General features: G+C 64.1%; 21 protein-coding genes, 1 tRNA gene and 1 pseudogene. 14 read left to right on the forward strand and 9 right to left on the reverse strand.

Going from position 1 to position 25,129, the window contains the following annotated elements; all coding sequences use genetic code 11:
- Positions 1–87: 87 nt before the first annotated feature.
- The 3 genes from AC0L3S_RS31780 to AC0L3S_RS31790 are packed head-to-tail and all read left to right on the forward strand — an operon-like array spanning position 88 to position 3,885.
- Positions 88–1,578 (forward strand): DUF4153 domain-containing protein, encoded by a 1,491-nt coding sequence (locus AC0L3S_RS31780; protein WP_473283569.1) that lies wholly within the window; start codon positions 88–90, stop codon positions 1,576–1,578.
- A gap of 19 nt (positions 1,579–1,597) precedes the next feature.
- On the forward strand, positions 1,598–2,302 hold the full coding sequence (locus AC0L3S_RS31785) for a response regulator (RefSeq protein WP_473283571.1): 705 nt from the start codon (positions 1,598–1,600) through the stop codon (positions 2,300–2,302).
- Positions 2,299–3,885, forward strand: coding sequence for an ATP-binding protein (locus AC0L3S_RS31790; protein ID WP_473283573.1), 1,587 nt, complete (start codon positions 2,299–2,301; stop codon positions 3,883–3,885). The genes AC0L3S_RS31785 and AC0L3S_RS31790 overlap by 4 nt, the downstream gene beginning before the upstream one ends.
- Here AC0L3S_RS31790 and AC0L3S_RS31795 read toward each other — a convergent pair.
- The gene (locus AC0L3S_RS31795) at positions 3,882–4,022 is read right to left on the reverse strand and encodes a hypothetical protein (protein WP_007597071.1); all 141 of its coding nucleotides are present in this window, start codon (positions 4,020–4,022) and stop codon (positions 3,882–3,884) included. The genes AC0L3S_RS31790 and AC0L3S_RS31795 overlap by 4 nt on opposite strands.
- Positions 4,023–4,101: 79 nt before the next feature.
- On the opposite strand from AC0L3S_RS31795, the gene AC0L3S_RS31800 reads away from it, so the two are divergent.
- From AC0L3S_RS31800 to AC0L3S_RS31815, 4 genes and pseudogenes are all read left to right on the forward strand, one after another.
- A complete protein-coding gene (locus AC0L3S_RS31800; RefSeq protein WP_473283575.1) occupies positions 4,102–4,671 on the forward strand; it encodes an alpha-ketoglutarate-dependent dioxygenase AlkB in 570 nt (189 codons plus the stop codon).
- Between the two features lie 230 nt (positions 4,672–4,901).
- Positions 4,902–5,394: pseudogene (locus tag AC0L3S_RS31805) on the forward strand (hypothetical protein).
- A 133-nt stretch (positions 5,395–5,527) separates the two neighbouring features.
- Positions 5,528–6,457 (forward strand): alpha/beta hydrolase, encoded by a 930-nt coding sequence (locus tag AC0L3S_RS31810; protein ID WP_473283577.1) that lies wholly within the window; start codon positions 5,528–5,530, stop codon positions 6,455–6,457.
- A gap of 380 nt (positions 6,458–6,837) precedes the next feature.
- Positions 6,838–8,061 (forward strand): ABC transporter substrate-binding protein, encoded by a 1,224-nt coding sequence (locus AC0L3S_RS31815; RefSeq protein ID WP_473283620.1) that lies wholly within the window; start codon positions 6,838–6,840, stop codon positions 8,059–8,061.
- Between the two features lie 235 nt (positions 8,062–8,296).
- Here the strand turns inward: AC0L3S_RS31815 and AC0L3S_RS31820 are convergent, their stop codons facing one another.
- Complete coding sequence (locus AC0L3S_RS31820) at positions 8,297–9,859, reverse strand: adenylate/guanylate cyclase domain-containing protein (RefSeq protein ID WP_473283579.1); 1,563 nt, start codon at positions 9,857–9,859, stop codon at positions 8,297–8,299.
- Positions 9,860–10,037: 178 nt separating this feature from the next.
- Between AC0L3S_RS31820 and AC0L3S_RS31825 the strand changes: the two genes are divergently transcribed.
- Positions 10,038–11,129 carry an enolase C-terminal domain-like protein gene (locus tag AC0L3S_RS31825; RefSeq protein WP_473283581.1) on the forward strand — a complete coding sequence of 364 codons (1,092 nt, stop codon included), beginning with the start codon at positions 10,038–10,040 and terminating at the stop codon, positions 11,127–11,129.
- On the opposite strand, the gene AC0L3S_RS31830 is transcribed toward AC0L3S_RS31825, so the two are convergent.
- The 5 genes from AC0L3S_RS31830 to cpdR all read right to left on the reverse strand — a co-directional run bounded on the left by AC0L3S_RS31830 (position 11,126) and on the right by cpdR (position 14,148).
- Positions 11,126–12,400 carry a lipase family protein gene (locus tag AC0L3S_RS31830; protein WP_473283583.1) on the reverse strand — a complete coding sequence of 425 codons (1,275 nt, stop codon included), beginning with the start codon at positions 12,398–12,400 and terminating at the stop codon, positions 11,126–11,128. The genes AC0L3S_RS31825 and AC0L3S_RS31830 overlap by 4 nt on opposite strands.
- 187 nt (positions 12,401–12,587) lie before the next feature.
- A complete protein-coding gene (locus AC0L3S_RS31835) occupies positions 12,588–12,833 on the reverse strand; it encodes a hypothetical protein (protein WP_473265675.1) in 246 nt (81 codons plus the stop codon).
- A gap of 10 nt (positions 12,834–12,843) precedes the next feature.
- Complete coding sequence (locus AC0L3S_RS31840; protein ID WP_473283585.1) at positions 12,844–13,317, reverse strand: L-2-amino-thiazoline-4-carboxylic acid hydrolase; 474 nt, start codon at positions 13,315–13,317, stop codon at positions 12,844–12,846.
- Between the two features lie 322 nt (positions 13,318–13,639).
- Positions 13,640–13,714, reverse strand: a tRNA-Val gene (locus AC0L3S_RS31845).
- Positions 13,715–13,788: 74 nt separating this feature from the next.
- Entirely contained in the window at positions 13,789–14,148 is a 360-nt protein-coding gene (cpdR, locus tag AC0L3S_RS31850) for a cell cycle two-component system response regulator CpdR (RefSeq protein ID WP_007597092.1), read from the reverse strand.
- A 403-nt stretch (positions 14,149–14,551) separates the two neighbouring features.
- Between cpdR and AC0L3S_RS31855 the strand changes: the two genes are divergently transcribed.
- The 3 genes from AC0L3S_RS31855 (at position 14,552) to AC0L3S_RS31865 (ending at position 17,745) form a co-directional block, all read left to right on the forward strand.
- Positions 14,552–15,442, forward strand: a complete 891-nt coding sequence (locus AC0L3S_RS31855; RefSeq protein ID WP_473283588.1) for an N-formylglutamate amidohydrolase — start codon at positions 14,552–14,554, stop codon at positions 15,440–15,442.
- A gap of 537 nt (positions 15,443–15,979) precedes the next feature.
- Complete coding sequence (gene hisN / locus AC0L3S_RS31860; RefSeq protein WP_473265672.1) at positions 15,980–16,762, forward strand: histidinol-phosphatase; 783 nt, start codon at positions 15,980–15,982, stop codon at positions 16,760–16,762.
- Positions 16,763–16,779: 17 nt separating this feature from the next.
- On the forward strand, positions 16,780–17,745 hold the full coding sequence (locus AC0L3S_RS31865; protein WP_473283591.1) for a Bug family tripartite tricarboxylate transporter substrate binding protein: 966 nt from the start codon (positions 16,780–16,782) through the stop codon (positions 17,743–17,745).
- Between the two features lie 8 nt (positions 17,746–17,753).
- Here AC0L3S_RS31865 and AC0L3S_RS31870 read toward each other — a convergent pair whose 3' ends face one another.
- Positions 17,754–18,644, reverse strand: coding sequence for a LysR substrate-binding domain-containing protein (locus AC0L3S_RS31870; protein WP_473283622.1), 891 nt, complete (start codon positions 18,642–18,644; stop codon positions 17,754–17,756).
- A gap of 88 nt (positions 18,645–18,732) precedes the next feature.
- Between AC0L3S_RS31870 and AC0L3S_RS31875 the strand changes: the two genes are divergently transcribed.
- Positions 18,733–19,485 carry a sulfite exporter TauE/SafE family protein gene (locus AC0L3S_RS31875; protein ID WP_473283593.1) on the forward strand — a complete coding sequence of 251 codons (753 nt, stop codon included), beginning with the start codon at positions 18,733–18,735 and terminating at the stop codon, positions 19,483–19,485.
- A gap of 6 nt (positions 19,486–19,491) precedes the next feature.
- Here the strand turns inward: AC0L3S_RS31875 and AC0L3S_RS31880 are convergent, their stop codons facing one another.
- On the reverse strand, positions 19,492–20,124 hold the full coding sequence (locus AC0L3S_RS31880; RefSeq protein ID WP_473265669.1) for a LysE family translocator: 633 nt from the start codon (positions 20,122–20,124) through the stop codon (positions 19,492–19,494).
- Positions 20,125–20,370: 246 nt separating this feature from the next.
- Here AC0L3S_RS31880 and AC0L3S_RS31885 point away from each other — a divergent pair, with 246 nt between their 5' ends.
- A complete protein-coding gene (locus AC0L3S_RS31885; protein ID WP_473283596.1) occupies positions 20,371–22,167 on the forward strand; it encodes an adenylate/guanylate cyclase domain-containing protein in 1,797 nt (598 codons plus the stop codon).
- Between the two features lie 176 nt (positions 22,168–22,343).
- A complete protein-coding gene (locus tag AC0L3S_RS31890; RefSeq protein ID WP_473283599.1) occupies positions 22,344–25,106 on the forward strand; it encodes a di-heme-cytochrome C peroxidase in 2,763 nt (920 codons plus the stop codon).
- The last annotated feature ends 23 nt before the right edge of the window (positions 25,107–25,129 follow it).

Here is a 25,129-nt window from a genome sequence, read left to right on the forward strand (position 1 = left end):
CTGAACTCGTGCAGACGACAATCCCGCCTTCTGCACAAACGACGTTCAGACTTCGTGATGCCACCCATCACGAAAGGTCATTTGAACATGACGAGCCTGGCTTCGACGATAGCAGCGGACCTCCAGCCGATCAGGCCTTCCTCCATTCTTGCCAAGCTTGGCCTCGCACTGGCACTGGTTGCGCTCGCCGACTGGCTGTTCTATGGCCCGCGTATCGGGCTATCGCTGACGCTCTTTGCGATCGCGACGGCTTGCGTGTCGGTGCTGTTCAATCATGCGGCACTGGACCTGCGACGCGACATCACCAGCATGGCCATTCTCGTCGCCGGTCTCGTGCCGGCGACAGAGGAGTTCAACACGCTGTCCTTCCTGATCCTCGTCGCGGCGCTGCTGATGGCACTTCTGCTCGCAACTAATTCGAGGACGACGGACCTCGCGGACCGCGCCCGGGCGCTACGAAACTTTGTCCTGTTTGGTCCCTTCAGGGTCTTCCCCGAAGCGCTTCAAATCTTCAACATGTCGACACTCACTCGGAGCATCGCACTCTGGCTTCTGCCTGCCGCGCTGAGCACTGTGTTCATCGCACTGTTCGCCGCAGCCAATCCGCTGATCGAGCAATGGGTGTTCCTGCTCAATCCAAAGCTCATCCTCGACTATGTCAGCATCCCGCGTGTGCTGTTCTGGACCATGATGCTGTCGCTGGTCTGGCCGTTCATCCATGTGCGCTGGCGGCGCAGGACGATTGTCACCACGACTATCGCCGATACCCCCGTGCCGCCGCCGCTGCAGTCGCAAGTCTCAGCTGAGTTTCTGGGCCCCTCCACCATCCTGCGCTCGCTGATCCTGTTCAATCTTCTGTTCGCGGCACAATCCATTCTCGACGGCATCTATCTCTGGGGGCATGTCGCGCTGCCGGCCAACATGACCTATGCGGCCTATGCTCATCGCGGCGCCTATCCGCTGATTGCGACCGCGCTGCTCGCCGCCGCCTTCGTGCTGGTGACGATGCGCCCGGGCGGTCCGGCGGAGAAATCGAAGATCATCCGGCCGCTGGTCTATCTCTGGGTGGGACAGAACGTCCTGCTAGTCGCCTCCTCCATCCTTCGCCTCGAACTTTACGTCGACATCTACATGCTGACCTATTGGCGCATCGCAGCCTTCATCTGGATGGGGCTGGTGGCGCTAGGGCTGATCCTGATCGTCGCCCGTATCGTGCTCGGCAGGTCCAACCAATGGCTCGTCGGCGCCAATCTGATCGCGTTAACGATCGCGCTGTATGGCTGCTCGCTGATGAACTTCGATGCGTTCATCGCCGACTATAATCTGAGTCACAGCAACGAGATCTCGGGTAAGGGCTTGAGCATCGACGCCAACTATCTCCTCACACTCGGGCCGCAGGCGCTGCCTGCCATCGGCAAGGTCATCGCTCATCGCCCGGGCGACAACTGCCTTGTGTCGCGGCGCGATCGGCTTGTAGAAGTCCAGCGTCAGGATCTAGCCTGGCGGAGCTGGAGCTTCCGGAGCTGGCGGCTTCAGCGCAGGCTGGACGCGCTGGCGAACGATCAGCCGGTGGGTTGACGAGGCAGCGGAGAGATTCTTGGTGCATCGCATTCTCATCGTCGACGACGAAGGCCATATTCGCGAGGTCATCCGCGTCGCTTTGAAGAAAGCCGGCATGGACGTGATCGAGGCGCGCGACGGCAAGGAGGCGCTGACCCGCTTTGCCGCCGACAGGCCTGACTTGATCGTGCTCGACATCGGCATGCCCGAATTCGACGGCCTCGATGTCTGCCGGGAAATCCGCAAGAGCTCCGACGTGCCGATCCTGTTCCTGTCGGCCCGCGACGAGGAGATCGACCGCATTCTCGGCCTCGAGATCGGCGGCGACGACTACGTGACGAAGCCATTCAGCCCGCGCGAGCTGGTGGCGCGGGTCAACGTCATCCTGCGCCGTCTCAGCCCGCGCAATGGCGAGGCCAAGGCGGGGCCGTCGGCACTCGCGCAAGGCGGCCTGCTGATCGATGCCGAGCAGCATGTCGCGTCGTTCGCCGGCACACCGCTGAAGCTGACCGCGATCGAGTTCGGCATCTTGCGCGCCTTCCTGACCCGGCCGACCTCGGTGTTCAACCGCGAGCAGCTGATGCGGGCGGCCTACCAGCTCAACATCCAGGTCTCCGACCGCACCATCGACAGCCACATCCGCAACATCCGCGCCAAGCTCGCGGCGCTGGCCTGCGACAACGTCATCGAGACCATCCACGGCGTCGGTTTCAAGCTCGGCCGCTGCGAGAAAGAGGCATGAGCGCGGCGCCGGACAAGTGGCGGCCCTCGCTCACCCTCGTGATCTTCACGGTGCTGGCGACCGTCGGCGTGCTGCCGCTGGTCGGCCTGTTCTTCTTCCGTCTCTACGACAACCAGCTGATCCGCCAGACCCAAGCCGAGCTGATCGCGCAGAGCCGCGTGCTCGCGACGATCTATGCGCAGGAAGTCGCAGCAAAGCTCGATAGCGGCCTCACGCTCGGTGCGGAGGTGCCGTCAGGCGTGCTGCCTGATCCGGGCGACCAGGTCACGCCAATCCGGCCCGCGCTCGATCTCACCGCCAACGACCTGCTGCGGCGGCGACCCGAGGCGCTGACGGCGGCCCAGCCGGCGCAACCCGGCTATGTCGAGATCGGCGCAAGACTGACGCCGATCATCCGCGAGACCCAGAAGGTGACGCTGGCGGGCTTTCGCATCCTCGATCCCCAAGGCGTGGTGATCGCGGGGCGGCAGGAGATCGGGCAATCGCTCGCCCACATCGAGGAGGTCGCCGACGCGCTGCACGGCCAATACCGCGCCACGCTACGCAACCGCGTGCCCGACAAGCCGCCGCCGTCGATCTATTCCTTCAGCCGCGGCCTCGGCGTCCACGTGTTTTCGGCAATGCCTGTTATCGTCAACAACCGGGTTGCGGGGGTGATCTACACGACGCGGACCCCAAGCAACATCTTCGACCATCTCTACCAGGAGCGGGCCAAGTTCGTGCTGGCGGGGCTTGCCGTGATTCTCGGCACGATCGCCATTGGCCTCGTATTCTCGCGCACCATCACGCTGCCGATGCGCGAGCTGATCGATCGCGCCACCAGAATAGGCCGCGGCGACCGTGAGGCGTTCAGGCCGCTCCGGCATTACGGTACGCGCGAGTTCGCGCAGCTCTCACACAGCTTCCTCGGCATGGCCGAACAGCTGGCGCGGCGCTCGGACTATATCGCGACATTCTCGGCCCATCTCACCCACGAACTGAAATCGCCGCTGACCTCGATCAAGGGCGCCGCCGAGCTGTTGCAGGATTCGGTTCAGGGCAAAGCGGGCAGCCTGACGCCGGCCGAGCAGGAGACGTTCATCGCCAACATCCTGTCCGACACCCATAGGCTGGAAGCGATGGCGCAGCGGCTGCGCGAACTCGCGCGTGCCGAAAGCCTGCCGCAAAACGAGCGCACGGAATTGGCGCCCGTGATTGCCGACCTCAGGAGCCGGTTTCCCGTGAGCTCAATCGAGGCCAGCGGCAGCCTCGACCTGATGATCGGCATGTCGGCTGAGAAGGCGCTGATCGTGCTGTCGCATCTCGCCGACAATGCGATGCGGCACAAGGCGGGGACCATCAGGCTGGAGGCGATCGACGAGCGCACGACCCTGCGTCTGACGGTAAGCAATGACGGCGAGCCGATCTCGGCGCCGAACCGCGACAGGATCTTCGACGCGTTCTTCACCACCCGCCGCGACCAGGGCGGCACCGGGATGGGGCTGGCGATCGCGCGCGCAGTCATGGCGAGCCATGGCGGCTCGATCAGGCTCAAGCCGACCGATCGGGGCGCAGCGTTCGAGCTGCAGTTTCCAATGGGCTAGATCGCGAACACCCAGGCGGCGACGATGGTGCCGATGGTGACCAGACCGGCGATGGTCCAGCCGGCGGCGTATTCCAGCTCAGGATGACCGGTCGCCCGCATGATCTCTGCCGGATCGGCGGTATGCTTCTCTGCCATGACAGCCTCGCACGTTACTTTCCGCGTCATATGTAAGTCGCATCGGCCGCTATTAGGTTCCATCACGGAAATGCGAGGAATGACGCAGCTTGGTTTGTTCGCCAATCCGCAAGCAGGGCCTGCCGGCCTTCGCTACATCGAAGACTTCGTCGAGGCCGCCGTCGAGCAGGCGCTCATCGGCCGCATCGCAGCATTGCCGCTCCAGCGCTTCCAGTTCGGCGCCTTCGAGGGCAACCGCCGGGTGGCGTCCTTCGGCTATCGCTATGACTATTCGCTGCAGCGGCTGGCCGAGGCCGAGCCGATCCCGGGCTGGGTGCTCCCCTTCGCGCGGCAGGTCGAGGCATGGGCGGGCCTCGCCAGCGGCAGCGTGCGGCAGGTGCTCTGTACCGAATACGAGGCTGGCGTCGGCATCGGCTGGCATCGCGACAAGCCGCATTTCGACAAAGTCCTCGGCCTGTCGCTCGGCTCGTCCTGCAAATTCCGCTTCCGCCGCCGCAGCGGCGACAAATGGGAGCGCCACACGCTCGAAGCCCGGCCGCGCTCGCTTTACATGATGGACGGCGAGGCGCGGTCGCAATGGGAGCACAGCATCCCACCGGTCGAGGCGCGCCGCTATTCCATCACCTTCCGGACGATGAAGCAGGCCTGACAGGCCGGCCAAAACAAAAAGCGCGAAAACAACCCCATGCACAGTAGAACGGCCGTGTCGGTGCGAGGCTCGGCCGCGCGACATAACCGTTTGACACCTCGGGGCAAAACAGCCGCACCGCGCAATGGTGCAAGGCCCGGCGAACTTGCCTTCTAATTCGCGTTTACATGCTAAGCTGGTTCCACGCGCCGCCCGAAGGGAAGCCGCGATAGCAGGTCCAGGGAGGCAAGATGAAAGCCGGTCGATTGATCCTCGTCTGCACCCTCGTTGTCGCTACCGCCTCCGGCGTCGCCGATCTCCGACGCGACGCCCGCAAAAGTCTCGGGCTCGACGGCGCTGGCGCTCGCGGGGGTGATCGCGCCGCTGTCGTCGGTGCTGTCCGGCGCCGAGAAGAAGGCGATGGCGATGCTGTTCGCCGCCAACAGCGACATTCCCTACAAGAAGCCGATCGTGGTGACCGCCGATCGAATCGTCTGTCGCGCCGGCAATGTCGACATCACCGTGCGGAACTGCGAGGTCACCTTCGGCAAGAAGACCAGGACGGTGAACGGCTCCACGGCCAGCGAGATCTTCGCCACCGAAGCCTTGGCCGGCATTCCGCCCGACGGCGCCGCAGGATCGAATTTCGAGAGCCTGACCAAGCTGAGCTGCACGATCGACCCCAATGCCATCCGCCGAAAGGACGGCACCGGGGCGGATTGCACCTTCCAGCCGGGAAATTGATCCACGCGCGGAGACGAGCCGGGAGAACCATGGGTGCCGTGAAATCGCCTCATGACCAGCTAACTAATAAGGCGAATTGAAAAGACGGGCCAAACGCGCGAGCCCATATCGGGCACGCAGGGCCAACACCGACATGAAGAATTTCCTCGCATTTTTTCTGATCCTGGGCGTGACGGCAGCCTCCGCGCACGGCCCCCTACCGATGTGGCCGGCCGCGCCATCCGACGTTGTCCGGGTCGGCCTCACCGACAACGACACCACCGCGGGCGGCACCGCGCGGCTGTGCGAGCAGGTCACCTTCTCGCGCGGCCTGCGCTACGGCGAGAGCGAAGCCAATGTGCTCGATGTCGCCACCGCCACGACCAAGGCGGATACGCCGCGGCCGGTGCTGCTATTCGTGACCGGCGACACCTTCACCGGCGACCGCGCCGCGCCGGAGCTGTCGCGGCAGATCCAGGACCAGGCCATGTGCTTTGCTGCCCGCAACGACATGATCGGCGTGCGCGTCAACTACCGGCTGGCGCCCTCGGCGACGTGGCCGGCGGGTGCGACCGACGTGGCGGCGGCGCTGTCCTGGGTCCACGGCAATATCGACCTGTTCAACGGCGACGCCCGCGAAATCGTTGCGGTCGGCTACGGCGCCGGCGCCTTCCATGTCGCCACCCTGCTGGCCCATCCCGAACTCCAGACCGACCGCGCCGACGTCGCGGCGCTCGTGCTGGTGTCCGGGGTCTACCGCGCCGGCAAGGACGCGAGCGATAGCGAGAAGGCCTATCTCGGCAGCGACGCCAGCCAGTACAACAAGCGTTCGGTCTTCCCCGGCATCCTCAATGTCGACATCCCGATCGTGCTGGCCTGGGCGGCGGATGATTCCGCCGGCATCACGACGCAGGGCGAAACCCTGAAGAAGACGCTCTGCGGCGCCGGCCATTGTCCGCGTAGCGCACTGCTGCGCAGCCGCGACGGCATCGCAAGCGCCTTCGGCCTCGACGGCTCCGGCGACAGCCTCGCCGAGCCGACGCTGCTGCTGGTGCATCAACTCGAGGCGCGGGGCTTGCCGTAGCGGCCGGTTGGTGGCGGTACGCTAACGACACAGACCTTTTGCTGGGCTACCCCTCTCCCCCGCCCTCCCCCTCAAGGGGGGAGGGAGCGCGTGGCTTCTCTGTACGCTCATCGTTATGAAGCCAATGAGTCAAAATGCACTCGCCACAAGCAAGGTGTGTTCCCTCCCCCCTTGTGGGGGAGGGTTAGGGAGAGGGGTGCCACACGGCACGCTCTCTCGATTGTCGGCGCGTCAGCACGCTTGCCCCTTTCCTCGGGCAGACAGCTGCGTTGCAGAAGAGGCCGTTCAAGCCACAGCTTCGACAAACGCTTGACCTAGATCAACTCGCCTTGCTGCGGATCGAGCCGACCTCGTTGGGGGCCAACGACAAGGTGTTGAGTATGGGCGTCACCGGCAGAATGCTGTTCGTTTCGATGATCGCGTTCGCGTCGCTCGGCGCGATGTCCGAGCAACGCGCCGATCAACCCACCGCGGGCAACGAAATCCGCATCGGCAATGTCATGCCGTATTCGGGACCGCTCTCGGAGTTCGGCGCCATCGGCCAGGCGGAAGCGGCCTATTTCGACATGGTCAACGCGCGCGGCGGCATCAACGGCCGCAAGATCCGTTTCATCACCCGCGACGACAATTCCGACCCGACGACCGCGCTGGAGCTGACCCGCAATCTTGTCGAGAAGGACGACGTGCATCTGATGTTCGGCTCGTTCGGCACGCCGGGCAATCTCGCCGCGCGCTGGTATCTGAACGCGAAGAAAATTCCGCAACTGTTCGTCGCCTCCGGAGACGAGGAGCTGAGCCAGGCCAAGGCGTTTCCCTGGACCATGGGCTGGCAGCCGTCGTACCGGTCGGAGGGGCGCATCTACGCCAACTATCTCCAGGCCTATTATCCCAGGAAGAAGATCGTGGTGCTCTGGCAGAACGACCAGTTCGGGCGTGCGCTTCTCAAGGGCATGGAGGAAGGACTTGGCGATCTGAACCGTCTCGTCCTCGTCGACATCGCCTTCGACATCAATGACGAGCATCTCGACGGGCACGTCTCGATCCTCAAGCGGGCCGGCGCCGATATTTTCGTCTTTCTCGGCGTACCGTCGACGGCGTCCAAGGTGATCAAGCTGGCGGCGGCAATGAAATGGCGCCCGGTCTTCATCGTCAATGACGCCTCGGCCTCGATCGCCAATGCGATGGCGCCCGCAGGCCTGGAGAATTCCTCCGGCGTGATCTCGGCGGCCTTCCTGATGGACCCGAGCGATCCCGCGTGGAAGGACGATCCAGCCATGAAGGACTGGTTCACTTTCATGGACAAGTACCATCACGACGAAAGCACCAACAGCAGCGCTGCACTCTTTGGCTACGCCGCGGCAGAGGCGCTGACGCAGGTGCTGAAGCAGTGCGGCGACGACGTATCGCGCGAGAACATCATGCGTCAGGCGGCTTCGCTGAGGAATTATCAGCCCTCGGTCGCCCTGCCCAACATCAGGATGAACACCTCGGCAAACAGCTACCTGCCGATCAGGCAGATGCGGCTGGTCCAGTTCGACGGCCGCTCCTGGCAACCCTTCGGCGACGTGATCGAGACGGCCTTCACGGAAGGCGCGGCGCGGTGAGGTGACTGACGCCCACCTGCTGCTGGGCTACCCCTCTCCCCCGCCCTCCCCCACAAGGGGGGAGGGAGCCGAGCGGAGTACGGAGCAACGTCGTACCATGATCGACGTCCGCGATCGTTGGACAATGTCGCCACATCAAAAGTGCGTTCCCTCCCCCCTTGTGGGGGAGGGTTAGGGAGAGGGGTGCCACACGGGGACTCTCTCGATCAGAAAAGCCGCTATGTGAGTTCGCTCCTCACGCCGGCTTCAGCGAGGCCAGCGCGTTCTCCAGCAGCGAGCGCACCCGCGCCGCGTCGCCGGATTTGACCACGGCGGGATCGAGATAGAGCTCCAGCCCCGGGGCACGCTCGGTGATGATCCCGCTCCTTTCGGCCGCCGCATCGTTCAGCGCGTCGACCGAATAGGGAATGACTTCGCGGCTGATGCCCTTCATCGTGATCGCGGGCAGCGCGTGGGCGCGGACGATGTCGCTGACCAGCGCGAAGGTCTCGTAGCTCAGCACGATGCCGCCGGGCTCGGCGATCGATTGCAGGCGCGCGGCGAGGTTCGCCTCGGCACCGATGATGGTGTAGTCCATGCGGTCGCTGCTGCCGAAATTGCCGACATTGCAATAGCCCGAATTGATGCCCATGCGGGCCTTGAACGGCAGCTCGATGCCGGAGGCGCGCCATTTCGCATTGAGCTCGGTGAGACGGTGCTGCATGCGCCAGGCCATCTGGAGGCAGGCCTGCGCGTCGGCGCGGTCGCCCTTGGTCTCGGGATCGCCGAAGAAGATCAGCATGGCATCGCCGATGAACTTGTCGATGGTGCCGCCAAATTCGTGGGCGACCGCCGACATCTCGGTGAAATATTCGTTGAGGAGCTGGGTCAGCAACTCCGGCTGGAGCCGCTCCGCCGTCGCGGTGAAGTTCTGGATGTCCGAGAAGAAGATGGTGAGCTTCTTGCGCTCGGTGTGGATGGTGACGTCCTTCTGGCCGGAGAAGATGCTCTTGTAGACCTGCGGCGGGATATAGCGCGAGATCTTCATCGATAGCGAAGCCAGGAAGTCGTTGGCGGATTCGAGCTCCTTGTTCATGCCCTTGATGCGGCTGGCCTGGCGGCGCTGCAGCGAGAGGAACGATAGGCCGCTGCCGGCGGCGATCAGGAAATAGGCCAGCAGGAACTTGAACGAGAAGATGTTGGCGGCGATCGGCTGGGCGATGATCACCTCCTGGATGCCTCTGACGTCACCGACTTTCCAGTCTTTCTTCGGGCTCTCGGGATGGCTGTTGTGGCAGCTGACACAGGCTGGGCCCATCGTGACAGGCGCGATCAGCCGGACCTTGTCGTTGAACAGCGAGGTCTCCGTCTCGACGATCTTCTGCTCGGGGTCGGCGCGCAGGGCTTCCAGCGCGTCTTTCTCGAATTTGTCGAGCTGGTGCGAGGCGCGGTTCTGGAACGGGAAGTCCGAGACGAAACGGTAGGTGATGTTCTCCTGCTGCGCCCCGATTACTCGGCCAAGCTCCAGCGACAGCGTGGCCGGGATCGGGATCGCGCCGGGGACGGATTCGTAGTTGTGAACGACCTTCGTCGAGCCATTTGGATTGGCGAGGATGCGGCCAACCACGTTGGACGCGTAATAGCTGCGGACGCTGGTAATGACCGAATTGAGATCGACGGCCTGCCGACGCAGCGCCGTCTTGCTCAGCTCCGTGAGATCCAGCCACACGGCCAGCGGCAGGGCGAGCAGCAGGAAGGCGATCGCGGCACCAGTCAGGATGCCGCTCTTGCGCTGCTCTTCGGCGACCTCTTGTTTCACTCTTTGGCTCCGTTGTGAGCGTTCTTGTCTTGGACCCGAGGATTTGCGGCACAGAGCCAACAAACGCGCTCCCGCGCAACCCCATTTCATGGTGGTCGCGCCAAGCCGCTTTTCGTTTCATCGCGAATGTTTAAAGATCGGCGTTAATCTGTACTCACTCCGCCGGGAGATCCAGCAAATGACCGAGACCATCCACATCAAGCGCTTCAATGCGCGCTCCGTGATCGTGCCGATGAAACTGCCGCTACAGACCTCGACTGGGGCGGTCGCAAAGGCGCCGCTGGTGCTGATCGACTGCGAGACCGACCTGGGCGCAACCGGCCACGCCTATCTGTTCTCGATCACCCCATCGGCCTTGAAGCCGCTGGCGGCGATGGTCGCGGAAATGTCAGAGCTGCTTGCGGGCGACGAGCTGCTGCCGTTCGAGATCGAGCGCAAGCTGACCCAGCGCTTCACGCTACTGGGGCTCGCTGGCCTGCAGCGGCTGGCGCAATCCGGCATCGATATGGCGGCATGGGACGCGCTGGCGCGCGCACGCGACCTGCCCCTCGCGCGCCTGCTCGGCGGCACACCGAAACCGGTCAGGGCCTACAATTCGAAGGGGCTCGGCATCATGCCGGCGGGTGCCGCGGTGGAGGAAGCCCACAAGTTGCTGGCCGAGGGCTTTCAGGCCGCGAAGATCCGCGTCGGCCGTCCCGATGCGCGGGAAGACCTGAAAGCGGTGCGGGCGGTGCGCAAGGCCGTCGGCGACGACGTGACCTTGATGTGCGACTACAACCAGGCGCTGACGGTCACCGAGGCCATCCGCCGCGGCGAGATGCTCGACGATGAGGGCCTGACCTGGATCGAGGAGCCGATTCGTCACGACGATTATGAGGGCAACGCCCGTATTGCGGACGCGCTGCGCACGCCGGTCCAGATCGGCGAGAATTTCGACAGCGCCTTCGCGATGCAGACCGCGCTCTCAGCGGAAGCCTGCGACTACGTGATGCCCGACGTGCAGCGCATCGGCGGCGTCACCGGCTGGGTCCGCGCCGCCGCGCTGGCGCACGCCGCCGGGATCGAGATGTCGACTCATCTGTTCTCGGAAATCAGCGCGCATCTTTTGTGCGTGACGCCGACCGCGCATTGGCTGGAATATGTCGACTGGGCCGACGCGGTGCTGGCGACCCGTTTGCAGATCAAGGACGGCTTTGCGCTGCCGGGCGAGGAGCCCGGCAACGGGATCGCGTGGAACGAGGCGGCGGTGACGAAGTATCTGGTGAGTTAATCGTTGAAAGCGAGGCCTTTCGCCGGTTCGCCCGGAGCACCGGGCTCGGCAATTCCCGCGCAATTGCCCTGCGGCTTTTGTCCGGCGAGCATGCCGCGGAAGAACGCGAGCGCATCCGGGAAGGCCGCGTGGAGGCCACCATTGTGTGTCGCGCCGGGATAGGTCTTCCAGACCACGTCGTTGCCGGCCGCGCACAGCGCCGCAACTTCGGCATATTGCCGCGTCGGGACCAGCGTGGAATCGGCAAGACCGGTCCCGAGCAGCACTGGCACCTTCAGGCGCACGGCCTTCATGTCCGTGATCGGCGTCAGCCGCGCCATCACATTGGCGATGGGCTCGACATAGACGTTCTCGGCGGTAATGCCGTCCTTGCGCGCGACCTCGCGCATCTCAGGCGTGCAGCTTTCACGCGCCGCCTTCAGGACCGGCCTGCCCTTGTCGGAGACGAGATCGTCGGCCGACGGCGCGCCATCCGGCAACGAGCCGCCGAGCAGCATCAGCGACGTATAGATCGGCGAGGCGATCGCGGTCGTCTGCGGCGGCTTGTAGGGACCATCGGGGAACGTGGACACCAGGCCCGTGGCCACGGTGGCGATCAGCGGCACGTCGGGCGCATAGCTTTCCGCGATCACGGTCGCGCCCATGGCCGCGCCCGAGCCTTGCGATTGTCCTGTGACGAAAACCTTTGAAGCGAGCTTGTCGCGATATTCGGCAAGCGTGGCACGCACGCCATCGAGCACGGAGCGCCCTTCCGCCTCCCAGATCAGATAAGGATGCGGTCCCGCTCCGCCGAGCCCCTGATAATCGGTCGCCACCACCGCAAACCCGTTCTCGAGCCAGCGCTGGATGTAGGTGGCATCGCGCGGCTTGTGCCCGGTCCAGGACGGTGCACAGGAATCCGACACGCCGAGCGTGCCATGCGCCCAGGCAACCAGCGGCCAGCCTCCGGCCGGCTGCTCGCCCTTGGGCAGGTAGACCGTACCGCTCACCGGCACGATACCGGCATGCCAGCGCAGATCCGTCGACGTGTAGAGGATGCGTTCGGCGACAGCGGCGCTCGTGATCTCCGGCTGCGCCAGCATCGGCTCCTTGCGCAGCACCACGCCGGGACTTTCGGGGAGGGCTTGGGACCAGCGATAAAAGCCGGACAGGTCCTGATCGCCGACTTTCGGGCCCACCGGCAGCGACGAATCCGCGTGTGCTTGCGCCATCGCGAGGCCTGTGACGACGGCGAGCGCCATCACGAATTTCGGACTCGGGGTTTTGAACATCGGCGTCTCCAGTTCCCTTGCAGTGTGCCGCATTTTTGTTGGCGGGTTGATTGCCGCAGCAATGCACTTTCCGCGTCGATTATGGAGACGATCGCGCGCGGGTCCAAGTCTATTTCAGGCAAGTCTTTTGCAGACACGTCTTTTCGGACACGTCTGTTCAGAGATGGGCAGATGCCGATCTGCGTAGCTACCAGGTTTCCGCGCCGGGGATTTTCTTGCGCACCGCCCGGCGCTGGATCCAGATGCAACGGCGCACGGCCGTATTGGAGCGGCCGACTGCGGATATTCCTTGGCCGGCCTGCAGCAGTGGCGCCACGCTTTCGCGCAGCGCGCGGCAGCGCTGGAGCTCAGCCTGCCAGTCGATGATGGCTGCGTCGGCCCGCGACGCAATCAGCGCCAGCGCAGCCACGGCAAGACAGCTCACCCGCATCATCTGGTGTTCCTCACTGTGATCCCTCTCCATCCCGCCGGTAGCGGAAGTCGCAATGGCCGGCTCCCTGCATGATCGTCTGCGTCCGCGTGAGCTTGACGTCGGAGCCGAAACCTTCCGCGGCCGCGAAGTCGGCGGTGCAGATCAGGAGAAAGCCGAGTTCGGGCTCGCCAAGCGCCTTGTAGAACTCGGCATAGGCGCAGCGCGTGACGTCGAAGGCGAATGAATCCTGCGACTGTTCGATGATGTCATAGGCGAGCGCGTCGTCGCGAGCGTAGGTTTTGAACGCCGACGACACCGCCTTGCCGAGATCGCTCTCGTTCTTGGCTTTCCAGAATTCCTCGCCGAAATAGCGATAGAGATCGCCGAGGGTGTTGCGCACCAGCGCGTTGGCACGCGCCTCGCCGAGCTCGGCCTGGAGCGCCTTGACGAGGGGCACGAGCACCTGCGCCTGCATCTTTGCTTGCTCGATGACGGAAATGCTCATGGGCGGCCCCGCGTCTGAGACGACGGTAGCACATCGATGTTGCTATAGGAGGTTGTGGCGTGCGGGACCGAGGTCCCGACGAAACGTCCGTCTACGCTCTTCGAGCTACGCCGGACACGCTTCGCCGCAATGACATTGGTGGCTTGCCCAGCCGTAGCTCGCGGCGGCAGCCCGCCTGCGCCCTTTGGGCTTCGGCGTGGCATCCTTCACTCGCTTCGCGAGCGAAGATTGCGGCTTGCCGAGCCGAAGCTCGCGGCAAAAAGTCCGCCTGCGCCCGTTGGGCTTCGGCGCGACATCCTTCTCTCGCTTCGCGAGCGAAGGATGGTGGGCGCGACAGGGATCGAACCTGTGACCCCTACCATGTCAAGGTAGTGCTCTCCCGCTGAGCTACGCGCCCTAGATGTCGTCTAGATCGGGTCGGGTCCCTATAACGGCTCAGGGGAGCCGGTGCAAGGACGGAAGGGGGCCGATTTAGGCCGCCAGCATCTTGTTCACTTCACTGACCAATTCGCGCAAATGCACGGGCTTGGACAGCACCTTGGCGTTCTTGGGGGCGTCCGAATCCGAGTTCAGGGCAACCGCGGCGAAGCCGGTGATGAACATGATCTTGATGTCGGGGTCGAGTTCCGAGGCCCGGCGGGCGAGCTCGATGCCGTCCATCTCCGGCATCACGATGTCGGTGAGCAGCATCTCGAACGGCTCTTCCCGCAGCCGCTGGTAGGCGGCCATGCCGTTATCGTGGGACGAGACCTGAAAACCGGCGTTTTCCAGCGCCTTGACCAGGAAACGGCGCATGTCGTTGTCGTCTTCGGCGAGCAGGATCTTTGGCATGGCGGAAATGTCGAATCCCCAGAGGATATCAGCAGAGGTCACTAAGCCCGACGGAGGGTAAATATGGGGTGAAAATATTTACCCTGAGCCGGCTGTGCTTGCCGGCCCCCTTGTGAACCTGAAAGCAGTTCGAAGCAATCGAGCCGTACCTGCTGGTCCCCATCTCGCTGCCCGCAGGGTTAAGACATGTTCCAGCGCAGATCTCATCTTTTCGCTTGGCAGGATGGTTGCGATTCCGGACAATGACGACACATAAGAGCCGCCTGATCGGCCGAATCAATGCGTTGAGACCGGTGCCGGGGCTTGTTGGATCGTGCGGCGCTAAGGGCGAAGCCTGATACCGAGAGGCAAAGCCTGATTGCCAAGGGACGAAGCCTGACACCAAGGGATGAAGCCTGAGAAGATGACCCGGTTTGACGGCGACAAGTCGCCAGCGTTCGAGATCGTTGAGCCCGCGCAATGGCGCGCGCCGGTTATCTTCAACTCGCCCCATTCGGGCTCGACCTATCCGGACGAATTCCTCAGCGCCTCCAGGATCGACCTGCCGACGCTGCGGCGTTCCGAAGATTCCTTCATGGACGAGCTGATCGGCCATCTCAGCGAGCGCGGCTTTCCGACCGTGCGGGTCAATTTTCCGCGCTCCTATGTCGACGTCAATCGTGAGCCCTATGAGCTCGATCCCCGGATGTTCACCGGGCGCCTGCCGAGCTTTGCCAACACCCGCTCGATGCGGGTCGCCGGCGGGCTCGGCACCATTCCGCGCGTGGTCGGCGACGGCCAGGAGATCTATCGCGAGCGCATCATGGTCGACGACGCGCTGGGACGGATCGAGACGCTATACAAGCCCTATCATCGCGCGCTGCGCCGGCTGATCAACAAGGTGCACCAGATGTTCGGCACCGTGGTCCTGGTCGACTGCCATTCGATGCCCTCGGTCGGCGTCTCCCGCGATGAGCCGCGCCGGCCCGACATCGTGATCGGCGACCGCTACGGCACGAGCTGCACGCCGCTATTGCCCGATCGGGTCGAAGAGACCATGGCCGGGCTTGGCTATTCGATCGGCCGCAACAAGCCCTATGCCGGCGGCTTCATCACCGAGCATTACGGCAACCCGGCCAGTGGCCTGCACGCCGTGCAGCTCGAGCTCAACCGCGCAATCTACATGGACGAACGGCGGCGCGAGCGCAGTCCGCGCTTTTCGCAAGTGGCGTCGGACTTCGGCGTGCTCGCCGACGTGCTGGCGACCACGGTCCCGTTCGGCGATCTCGGCCCGTTCCAGGCCGCGGCGGAATAGGCGCGACGTTTCCTTGGAAGGATTGTGTTGGGTGCGATCAGCGCGAGCGCGTTTCGCGGCGCGCCTTGAAATGAAAGCCGACGCTGAAAGAAATGAGAGGCTGAAAGAAAAAAGGGCCGCTTCTAATGAAGAAGCGGCCCAAGTCTAGGGAGGAAACGCCCAAGGAGGGCAGCAGTAACGCGAGAAGCGCTACCGCACCGCAACAATATGCGGCCGCGACGCACAAAGTGCAAGGGCTTTCGAGCGGTTTCCCATGCAATGAGGACATAGCTCGGTTGCTTCCAGAGAAACCCAGATTCAGTTCCTTTGATAAGGAAATTCAATGGGTTGATAGTCATTTGCATACCAACGAGGCAGATCCGGAACTAAGGTTTCAACTCAATGATCGATATTTGCCCAGCGAGGGTCTTTGACGAGGCGAACGCTTCCCGCATCCAAAATACCAGGGTGCAAAACCAAGACAGCGCTGCACGATCCTTCCGATTTGAGCTAGGCAGGAGTGAGCTTCACCCGACTTTCGCTTTTTGAGGATACGCCGTGACGGTGATCGATTTCTCCGCCTTCATCGGACGGCTCGCCACCGCCTCCGGCGAAACCATCCTGCCATTCTTCCGCACCTCGCTGTCGATCGAGGACAAGAGCAAGACCAAGGATTTCGACCCCGTGACCGAGGCCGACCGCGCCGCGGAAGCGGTGATGCGGCGTCTGATCAAGGCCAACTTTCCCCAGCACGGCATCGTCGGCGAGGAATTCGGCAACGAGCGCGAGGATTCGGACTATGTCTGGGTGCTCGACCCCATCGACGGCACCAAATCCTTCATCGGCGGCTTTCCGATCTGGGGCACGCTGATCGCTCTCCTGCACAAGGGCACCCCGGTGTACGGCATGATGCACCAGCCCTTCATCGGCGAACGCTTTTCCGGCGACAGCGGCTCGGCACACTATAAGGGCCCCTCCGGCGAGCGCCGGCTCCAGGTCCGGCGCTGTGCTTCGCTGTCGGAGGCGACGACCTACACCACCAGCCCGCTGCTGATGAACGAGCGCGACCGCGCCATCTTCGGCCGCATCGAGAAGGGCGCGCGGCTGTCGCGCTATGGCGGCGACTGCTACTCCTATTGCATGCTGGCGGCAGGTCACGTCGATCTCGTGGTCGAGACCGAGCTGAAGCCCTACGACATCGCGGCCCTGATCCCGATCGTGACCGGCGCCGGCGGCGTCGTCACCACCTGGGAAGGCAAGCCGGCGCAGGGCGGCGGCCGCATCGTCGCGGCCGGCGACGCCAGGGTTCACGAAGAAGCACTGAAACTGCTGAACGGATAAGCGATACAGGAGCCTGCATGACCAACCGGCGCACGCTCCTTTTCGCCGCCTTGCTTCTGTTTCCGACACTCGCCTGCGCCCAGAATTTCCCGGCCAGGCCGATCAAGCTGATCGTGCCGTTCCCGGCCGGCGGCCCCAACGACATCATCGCGCGGGTGATCGGCCAGCGCATGTCGGAGCTGTCAGGGCAGCCGGTGCTGATCGACAATCGCGGCGGCCAGGGCGGCGTGCTCGGCACCGATGCCGTCTCCAAGGCTGCACCCGACGGCTACACCATCGCGATCTCCAGCGCCGGCGCGCTGGCGATCAGCCCGAGCATGGAAAGGGTCGCCTACGATACGCTCAACGACCTCACGCCGGTGACTCTGGTCGCAACCGTGCCGGAAATGCTCGTTGTCGCCACCAACGTCCCCGCAAAGGACATCGCGGAATTGATCGCGCTCGCCAAGGCGCAGCCCGGAAAACTCAACTTCGCCTCCTCCGGCCCCGGCAGCCTGCCGCATCTCGCCGGCGAATTGTTCAAGCTGACGGCCAGGATCGACATCGTGCATGTGCCCTATCGCGGCGCGGTGCCCGCCGTGAACGATCTGCTGGGCCAGCAGGTGCAGATGACGTTTCTGGATCTCCCCGTGCTGCTGCCGCAGGTCAAGGCGGGCGCCCTGCGACCGATCGCGGTTGGCTCGGCCGAGCGTTCGCCGACGGCGCCTGACGTGCCGACCACCGCGGAAGCGGGCTTTGCCGATCTGCGCATCGAGAACTGGTACGGCATGGTCGCGCCAAAGGGCACGCCGAAGGAGATCGTCACCGCGCTGCATGATCTGGCCACGAAGGCGATGGCGGATCCCGCGGTGAAGGAAAAGCTCGCCGCCCAAGGGGCAACGCTCGTTGGCGATGAGCCGGAGCATTTTCGCGCCTTGATCGCCGACGAGACCAAGAAATGGGCGAAGGTGATCAAGGACGCTGGCGTGGAGACGGCGAAGTAGTGCAGAACTCACACCGCCGCCGCCCTCAGATGCTCCACCAGCATCTTCGCCGGGCGTGGCAGCGTCTTGAAGCTTCGCGCGCAGATCACGAGTTTGCGGTTGGCCCAGCTATCGCGCAGGCGGACCATGGCAAGCGGCATCAGTTTCGCGCAGCGGCGGGCCGCGGCTTCGGGCACCAGGGCAAGGCCAACGTCGGCGGCGACCATCTGGCAGATCGCATCGAAGTCGCGCAGTCGCGCGCGGTAATGCGGCCGCATGCCGAGCCGCGCGGCGTGTTTCGAAATATGCACCTGAAGCGCGGTGGCGCTGGTGAGCCCCACGAAGTCGCAAGCGCCCGCCTCCTGAAAATCGATCGCGCGGCGGCCGGCGAACGGGCCGCGTCTGGACGTCACCAGCGTCAGGCGATCCTCGCTGAAGGCGAAGCGCTCGATATGATCGGGCAGCGCGTGCTCGGCGGCGAAGCCGAGATCGGCCGCGCCTGCAGTGATCGCAGCCGCGATGTCGGTGCTCTCGCGCTCCTCGATGTCGATGGCGACGTCACGATGCTCGCGCAGGAAGCCGGCGAGCGCCTTCGGCAGATGCTCCGAGAGGCCGGAAGTATTGGCGAGGAAGTGCACACTGGCGCGCACGCCGCTGGCAAAGCCGGCCAGATCGCCGCGCATGGCGTCGATCTGGTGAATGACGAGACGGGCGTGATCGAGCAGGCTCTCGCCGGCCGAGGTCAGCTCAACGCCGCGACGCCCGCGCTTGAGCAGCGCGACGCCGAGCGCATCCTCCAGCCCCTTGATGCGCGCGCTGGCCGAAGCCAGGGCCAGATGCGACCGCTCCGCGCCACGGGTGATGCTGCGCTGGTCGGCGACCGCGATGAACAGTTGGAGGTCGACGAGGTCGAAGCGCATCCCGGTCCCTTCAGCCTTCGTCTCAGACAAAGGCTTTCTCCGTAACCTACAGATTGTGCCGACGCGTGGCATCGGTCAATGTGCAGATATGATCGACCCGCTCCTCATTCTCATCGCCGCCGTTTTCCTGATTGCCGGATTCGTCAAGGGGGTGGTCGGGCTCGGCCTGCCGACGGTCTCCATGGGCCTGCTCGCGGTGAGCATGGCGCCGAGCCGCGCGATCGCCATCGTGATCGTGCCCGCCATCCTCACCAACATCTGGCAGACTTTCGTCGGCCCCCATCTGCGCGACATCCTGAGGCGGCTGTGGCCGCTGATGATCGGCACCGTGATCGGGTGCTGGCTCAATGCCGGCGCGCTCACCGGCCCACATGCGCGCTACGGCACGATCGTGCTCGGCGTCCTCCTGGTCATCTACGCGATCATCGGGCTGAACAAATTCCAGTTCCACGTTGCGCCAAAGAACGAGAAATGGGTCGGCGGCGTGGTCGGTGTGGTCACCGGCGTGATCTCGGCCTCGACCGGCGTGCAGGTGATCCCCTCGATGCCGTTCATGCAGGCGATCGGCATGGAGAAGGACGAGCTGGTGCAGGCGCTCGGCGTGTTTTTCACGACAGCGACACTGGCGCTCGCCTTCAATCTCACCGCGGGCGGATTGCTGACGCCGGCCAATGCGGTGCCGGGCGCCGTCGGCATGGCCTGCGCGTTTGCCGGCATGTATATCGGCCAGACGGTGCGGGCGCGGATGCCGGCGGAAGCGTTTCGCCGCTGGTTCCTGATCGCGATGATCCTGCTCGGCCTCTATCTCGCCGGCAGCGCGGTGCTGAAGGAATTCGCGTAAAGGGCGTTACCGCGTCTCCAGCATGGCGACGCGGATACCGAGATAGATGAAGAGGCCGCCGAGGGCACGGTTGACCCAGGCGACCGCGCCTTCGGAGCTCCGCAAGCGGTGGGCGGCCCTTGCCGCGAACGCCGCCAGCACCAGGCACCACAGCGTTCCCGTGCAGATGAAGATCAGGCCGAGCGTCAGAAAAGCGAGCGGCTTGTGCGCCGAGTCGGCTGCGACGAATTGCGGCAGGAAGGCCAGGAAGAACAGCGCGACCTTGGGATTGAGCGCGTTGGTGAAGACGCCCTGGAGGAAAACCCGCCGCAGCGAGCTTTGCACCGGCTCGTCGATGGCCGAGGCCGGCACCGGGCGCGACCATAGCATCTGAAGCCCGGTCACGACGAGATAGGCTGCTCCGACCAGCTTCAGGATCGAGAACGCGGTCGACGAGGCCATCAGCAGGGCCGAAAGGCCGATCGCTGCGCCCGCGACGTGGAAAAAGCAGCCGCAACTGATGCCCAGCGCGGCCGCGGCGCCACCTCGCCAGCCCAGCTGCATGCTGCGGCCGATCACATAGACCGTATCAGGCCCCGGCGTGATGTTGAGCAGCACGCCTGACAGGACGAAGAGCCAGATTTCGTGAATGCCCAGCATGTGTTACGTGCCTCCGTCGCCCAACCATGGCCCAAGAGGCCGGCTTAGTGGGTTCGCTCGTCCCCGTCCACTGCCGGGATTGCCGAGGATTTACCTCGAATTTGCAATGCGGTTCGTACTTTCGCTCAGCCTCATCTGCTCTATAAGGAACGGGTTCTTTGAACGTGGGATTCGAGGCAACTGCCACGCCGTGGCCGGTCCTCGATCTCTTCCAAGTCTCTTGCAAGTCTCTTGGAGCTCCGGAATATGGAAAGACGTCTGGCTGCCATTGTCTGCGCCGATGTCGCCGGCTATTCGCGCATGATGGGCACCGATGAGGCCGGCACCCATGCCGCCTTCAAGGCCCATCGCAGTGCGATCCATCCCATCATCCTCAATCACGGCGGCCGCGTCGTCAAAAACACCGGCGACGGCTTCCTGCTGGAATTCCCCTCGATCGTCGGCGCCACCGAGGCCGCGATCGCGATGCAGACGCTGATGGCGGAGCGCAATCACCATCTGCCCGCCGATCGCGCCATGCAGTTTCGCCTCGGCATCCACATGGGCGACGTCATCGCCGACGAGGACGAGGTCTTCGGTGACGATGTCAACATTGCCGTCCGCCTCGAATCCGTGGCGAGCCCCGGCGGCTTCGCGATCTCGGCCAAGGCCTACAAGGAGGCCGGCAAGCATCTCACCGTGCCGCTGGTTGATGCCGGCAACCACCGCTTCAAGAACATCAAGGATCCGATCGGGGTCTGGACCTGGACGCCTGAGGGTGCACCGGCGCTTGCGCCCGCGCTGAGGGAGGCATCCGCCCTCTCGCAGCAGTATCGCACCGCGATCGTCGGCGTGCTGCCTTTCGCCAATCTCAGCGACGCACAGGACGAGTATTTCTCCGACGGCCTGACCGAGGATTTGATCCACGCGCTGTCGCTGCAATCCTTCTATCGCGTGCTGAGCCGCAACTCGACCTTCGTGTTCAAGGGTAACAACGTCAGCACTCGCCTGATCGCGCGGGAGATCGACGCCAGCTATCTGATCCAGGGTTCGGTGCGGCGTGCCGGAGCCAAGATCCGCGTCACCGCCGAGCTGATCGCGCCGGAGACCGGCGAGCAGCTCTGGACAGGCCGCTACGACCGCGACATCGGCGATCTCTTCGCGATGCAGGACGAGATCACCACCAACCTGTCCGCCGCCATCGCCACCGAGATCGTCCGGGCCGAGGCCTCGGCGCCGGCGCGGCTCTCGACCGACGTCACCGCCTGGGACCGCTTCCTCAAAGGGCTGTCGCACTATTATCGGCAAACCAAGGAAGACCTGGCTATCGCCGTCGACCTGTTCCGGGAGGCCATCAGGCTCGAGCCCAAGCTGTCGATTGCGCACGCCTATCTCGCCACGATCCAGATCCAGAGCATCCACTTCGGCTGGGTCAAGGGCACGCGCGAGATGTGGGCCGAGGCGATGAAGCTTGCCGAAACCAGCGTTCGGCTCGACCCACGTTCGTCATTTGCGTTCTCGATCCTGTCCTGGACCCACGCGCTGGAGGGCCATTACGAGGCCGCGATGGACGCCGCCAAGCGCGCCGTCGCGCTCAACCCCTACGACAACGGCGCGCGCGGCGTGCTCGGCATCTGCCATTTCGCCATCGGCGAGCACCGCGAGGCGATCGAGTTGTTCTCGATGGCCGCGCAGCGCGACAACAGCGATCCGCGCTACCAATGGGCCGCGCTGAACGCCTTCAGCCATTATCTGCTGGGCCAATATGACGCGACCCTGTCATGGGCCCGGGAACAGCTCTACATCAACCCGAACCATTTGCAGGCGCTGGCGATCCGCGCCGCGGCGCTGGCGCAATTGGGACGCGCCGGCGAGGCGGTCGAGGCGACGCGCGTGCTCATGGCTAACTACCCGACCCTGAATGTCGACCGTCATTTGCGCAATTTCCACTGGAAGCGGCCCGAGGACCTCGCCCATTACCGCACCGGACTCTTGAATGCGGGCGTGCCGCTCGGCAAACTGACCCTGGTCTCGAGCGACGTCAAACCCGTCGTCGAATCCTGAGGGCCAGCCGCGGCCACGCGGCAATGTCCCCTCCGCCTTTGATTGACACGACAGTGAATTCAGCCACACTCCGCTACACGCTGAAGTAGTATAATGTATTGTCGGTTTGTCAGAACTTTCCGCGCTCTATCGCCGCGTCTGTATTTCACGATTCGCCGTTTTCAGGATTTTGGGCCATGCATGACTCCGCTCCGAAGCCCCCCTTCGACCCCTCGATCCAGGTCTCGCCGAACAATCCTTGTCCATTCCTCCGCGGCCTCGTCGGCGAGGGGTTTGTTGACGGCGGAACCGTCCCGCTCGGCACGCTGTCGCAAACGATCGCGAATGCGAGCGGCGAGACCGGGCTGAAGAAGGTCTCGGCCCGCATCCAGGTCCGCGGCGTCGCGCTCATCGCCAACGGTCTCGGTCACATCCTGAAGAGCATATTTTCGGGCGCGCAGCTCGACGCGTTGCGTGGCGGCCCTCTCGACAAGCGCGGTGCCGGCTCGCGCGTCCTCGGCGTCGACGGCAAGGTCGATGAGGACGAGCTCGCGCGATTTGCGAGCTTCGGCCGGAACTACCAGGATCCGAACGGCGGCGGCTCTGAGCCCGGTCTCAACGCCTCGGAAATCGGCGTCTTCATGCGCGACAACCTGAAGCGGGCCGGCAGCGCCGCGCGCTGGTACTACCCCCTGCTGATGAAGTTCGAATGGCCGATCCTCCTGAAGATCGTGGGCAAGGGCGCGGGTGAGGACCGCTATCTCAGCGTGGCCGACGTGCGCACTCTGTTCAACGAGCGGCAATTCCCTGCTCGCATCAACCAGCGGCTCGTCTCGCAGCCGGTGTCGACCTGCCAGCGCGTGGTGCGGGGCGCCTTCAAGGTTGCGGCCCTGCTCGTCGTCCTCGGTCTCGCCTTGCTCGTTGCGGTCGCCGAATTCCCCGACCCGGTGCGTGCCATGCTGCCGCAAAAGGGAATTCTCGTGAATCTCCTGCCGCCGCCCTTGCCCACGATCCCCGAAACGAAGGCGGCCTTTTGGCTCGAACAGAACTGGTCACTGAAGGACAGGCACTGGTTTCACCATGCCAGCCAGGGCACCGCGACCTTCCCGGTGCCCTATGAATGGTTCATGGCCCTGGAGCAGCCGCGCCTGCATCTGTTCTCTCGGCCGGGCATGATGACGGACAGCGCCTATCTCGAGCGCTTCGGGTTCATTCCGAGCCCGCAGTCGATCCAGACCGACGCGACGTCACTGCGGCGCTTCGGCTACGCCAATGTCTACGAGACGACGCAGGTGCCGGACTGGTCGACCAGATGGACGCCGGCGGAGAACGTCGACGGCCTGCCGGTCGGCTTCGCACGGATGACCGGTGTCGTCGATCCCGCGACGGGCCGTCGCGAGGAGGACAAGATCGGGCTGACCTGCGCGGCCTGCCATACCGGCCAGATCCACTACCAGGGCGTGGACGTACGTTTCGACGGCGGCCCGGCCATGACCGACCTGAAGAAGCTCGAGCTCTCCACCGGCCTGTCGATCGCCTACACGCTCTACGTGCCGTTCCGCTTCCAGCGCTTCGCCGATCGCGTGCTCGGCCCCGATGCCAGCAAGACCGACCGCAACGCGCTCAAGCAGAAGCTCAGCGCGATCGGCAACTTCCTGATCGACTGGGCGCAGCTCCAGCAAAAGACGGTCGAAGCCAAGAAGACCTGGAACGGCAGGCAGCAGCAGGACACCGAGGAGGGGTTCGGTCGCCTCGACGCTCTCAATCGCATCGGCAATCAGGTGTTTTCTCAGGATCTCGCGCTGAGCGGGCTCAAGGGATTCGAGAAGAACCTGCACGCCCAGGATGCCCCGGTCAGCTATCCCCCGATCTGGACCGTGCCTTGGTTCAAGTTCGCCCAGTACGACGCCTCGATCGAGCAGCCGCTGATCCGCAACGCCGGCGAAGCCCTCGGCGTGACCGCGCTGCTCAACCTGTCCGACGCCTACCCGGAGGACAGGCTGTGGCGCTCCTCGGTTCATATCAACACGCTCGGCTGGATCGAGGACATGCTCAGGGGGCCAGATCCGTTCAAGACGGCAGATCCCTCCACCGGTCCGAAGTTCGGCGGCCTGCTGGCGCCGAAATGGCCCTCGCAGATCCTCGGCGACAATTGGAGGCTCGATCAGAAGAAGATCGACAATGGCCGCAAGATCTACGCTGAGATGTGTTCCGGATGCCATTTGCCGGCGATCGACACCCCGGCTTTCTGGTCTTCGGGACATTGGGAGCCGAGCGGCGACAGCAAGGTGCTGAACGCGGTGACGATCCCTCTCGACGAGATCAAGACGGATCCCGAACAGTCGCTCGTGCTCAGCAACAGGATCGTCGATTTGCCCGGCTTCCTGAAGGTGAATACGGCCGACCTCCAGAAATGGTGGCAATGCGACGTCTCGACCGCGAGCTCGCCGACCGAGATGGTATATGCGCTCGGGCTGATGACGGTGGTGGATCTCGTCGCCCGCAAATGGATGGACGACGAGAAGACTCCGGACGCCGAGCGGGCGAAATTGTGGAATCTGGCGCGCAAGAACTGCCTCAATCCGGTGGGGGGAGCACGCTATCGGGCACGGCCGCTGAACGGCATCTGGGCCACGGCGCCCTATCTGCACAACGGTTCGGTGCCGTCTCTCTACTGGCTGCTGAAGCCTGCGAGCGAGCGCCCGCAAAAATTCTGCATGGGCCGCCGCGACTATGATCCCATCACCGTCGGCTTTGCGGTCACCGCCGACGAGAAATGCAAGACGGGTGAAACCGAATTCTCGGCGGGCTCGGAGAAGGATCCGATCCAGGGCAACAGCGTGCTCGGCCATTCCTTCGAGCGCAAGCCGGGCGAGGAAAAACGTCCCGGCGTCATCGGTCGCGTGTTCAAGGACGACAACGAGCGCTACGATCTGATCGAGTATCTGAAAACGCTGTAGTCGAGCTCTGTCCCAAGCACGCC

It is taken from the genome of Bradyrhizobium sp. Ken01 (genome assembly GCF_055807355.1).

Bases quoted from the DNA above. Each gene is read 5' to 3' on its own strand.
- AC0L3S_RS31780 (WP_473283569.1), top strand. From the start codon at position 88: ATGACGAGCCTGGCTTCGACGATAGCAGCGGACCTCCAGCCGATCAGG.
- AC0L3S_RS31790 (WP_473283573.1), top strand. From the start codon at position 2,299: ATGAGCGCGGCGCCGGACAAGTGGCGGCCCTCGCTCACCCTCGTGATC.
- AC0L3S_RS31795 (WP_007597071.1), bottom strand. From the start codon at position 4,022: ATGGCAGAGAAGCATACCGCCGATCCGGCAGAGATCATGCGGGCGACC.
- AC0L3S_RS31800 (WP_473283575.1), top strand. From the start codon at position 4,102: ATGACGCAGCTTGGTTTGTTCGCCAATCCGCAAGCAGGGCCTGCCGGC.
- AC0L3S_RS31810 (WP_473283577.1), top strand. From the start codon at position 5,528: ATGAAGAATTTCCTCGCATTTTTTCTGATCCTGGGCGTGACGGCAGCC.
- AC0L3S_RS31815 (WP_473283620.1), top strand. From the start codon at position 6,838: ATGGGCGTCACCGGCAGAATGCTGTTCGTTTCGATGATCGCGTTCGCG.
- AC0L3S_RS31825 (WP_473283581.1), top strand. From the start codon at position 10,038: ATGACCGAGACCATCCACATCAAGCGCTTCAATGCGCGCTCCGTGATC.
- AC0L3S_RS31830 (WP_473283583.1), bottom strand. From the start codon at position 12,400: ATGTTCAAAACCCCGAGTCCGAAATTCGTGATGGCGCTCGCCGTCGTC.
- AC0L3S_RS31835 (WP_473265675.1), bottom strand. From the start codon at position 12,833: ATGATGCGGGTGAGCTGTCTTGCCGTGGCTGCGCTGGCGCTGATTGCG.
- AC0L3S_RS31840 (WP_473283585.1), bottom strand. From the start codon at position 13,317: ATGAGCATTTCCGTCATCGAGCAAGCAAAGATGCAGGCGCAGGTGCTC.
- cpdR (WP_007597092.1), bottom strand. From the start codon at position 14,148: ATGCCAAAGATCCTGCTCGCCGAAGACGACAACGACATGCGCCGTTTC.
- AC0L3S_RS31855 (WP_473283588.1), top strand. From the start codon at position 14,552: ATGACCCGGTTTGACGGCGACAAGTCGCCAGCGTTCGAGATCGTTGAG.
- AC0L3S_RS31865 (WP_473283591.1), top strand. From the start codon at position 16,780: ATGACCAACCGGCGCACGCTCCTTTTCGCCGCCTTGCTTCTGTTTCCG.
- AC0L3S_RS31870 (WP_473283622.1), bottom strand. From the start codon at position 18,644: ATGCGCTTCGACCTCGTCGACCTCCAACTGTTCATCGCGGTCGCCGAC.
- AC0L3S_RS31875 (WP_473283593.1), top strand. From the start codon at position 18,733: ATGATCGACCCGCTCCTCATTCTCATCGCCGCCGTTTTCCTGATTGCC.
- AC0L3S_RS31880 (WP_473265669.1), bottom strand. From the start codon at position 20,124: ATGCTGGGCATTCACGAAATCTGGCTCTTCGTCCTGTCAGGCGTGCTG.
- AC0L3S_RS31885 (WP_473283596.1), top strand. From the start codon at position 20,371: ATGGAAAGACGTCTGGCTGCCATTGTCTGCGCCGATGTCGCCGGCTAT.
- AC0L3S_RS31890 (WP_473283599.1), top strand. From the start codon at position 22,344: ATGCATGACTCCGCTCCGAAGCCCCCCTTCGACCCCTCGATCCAGGTC.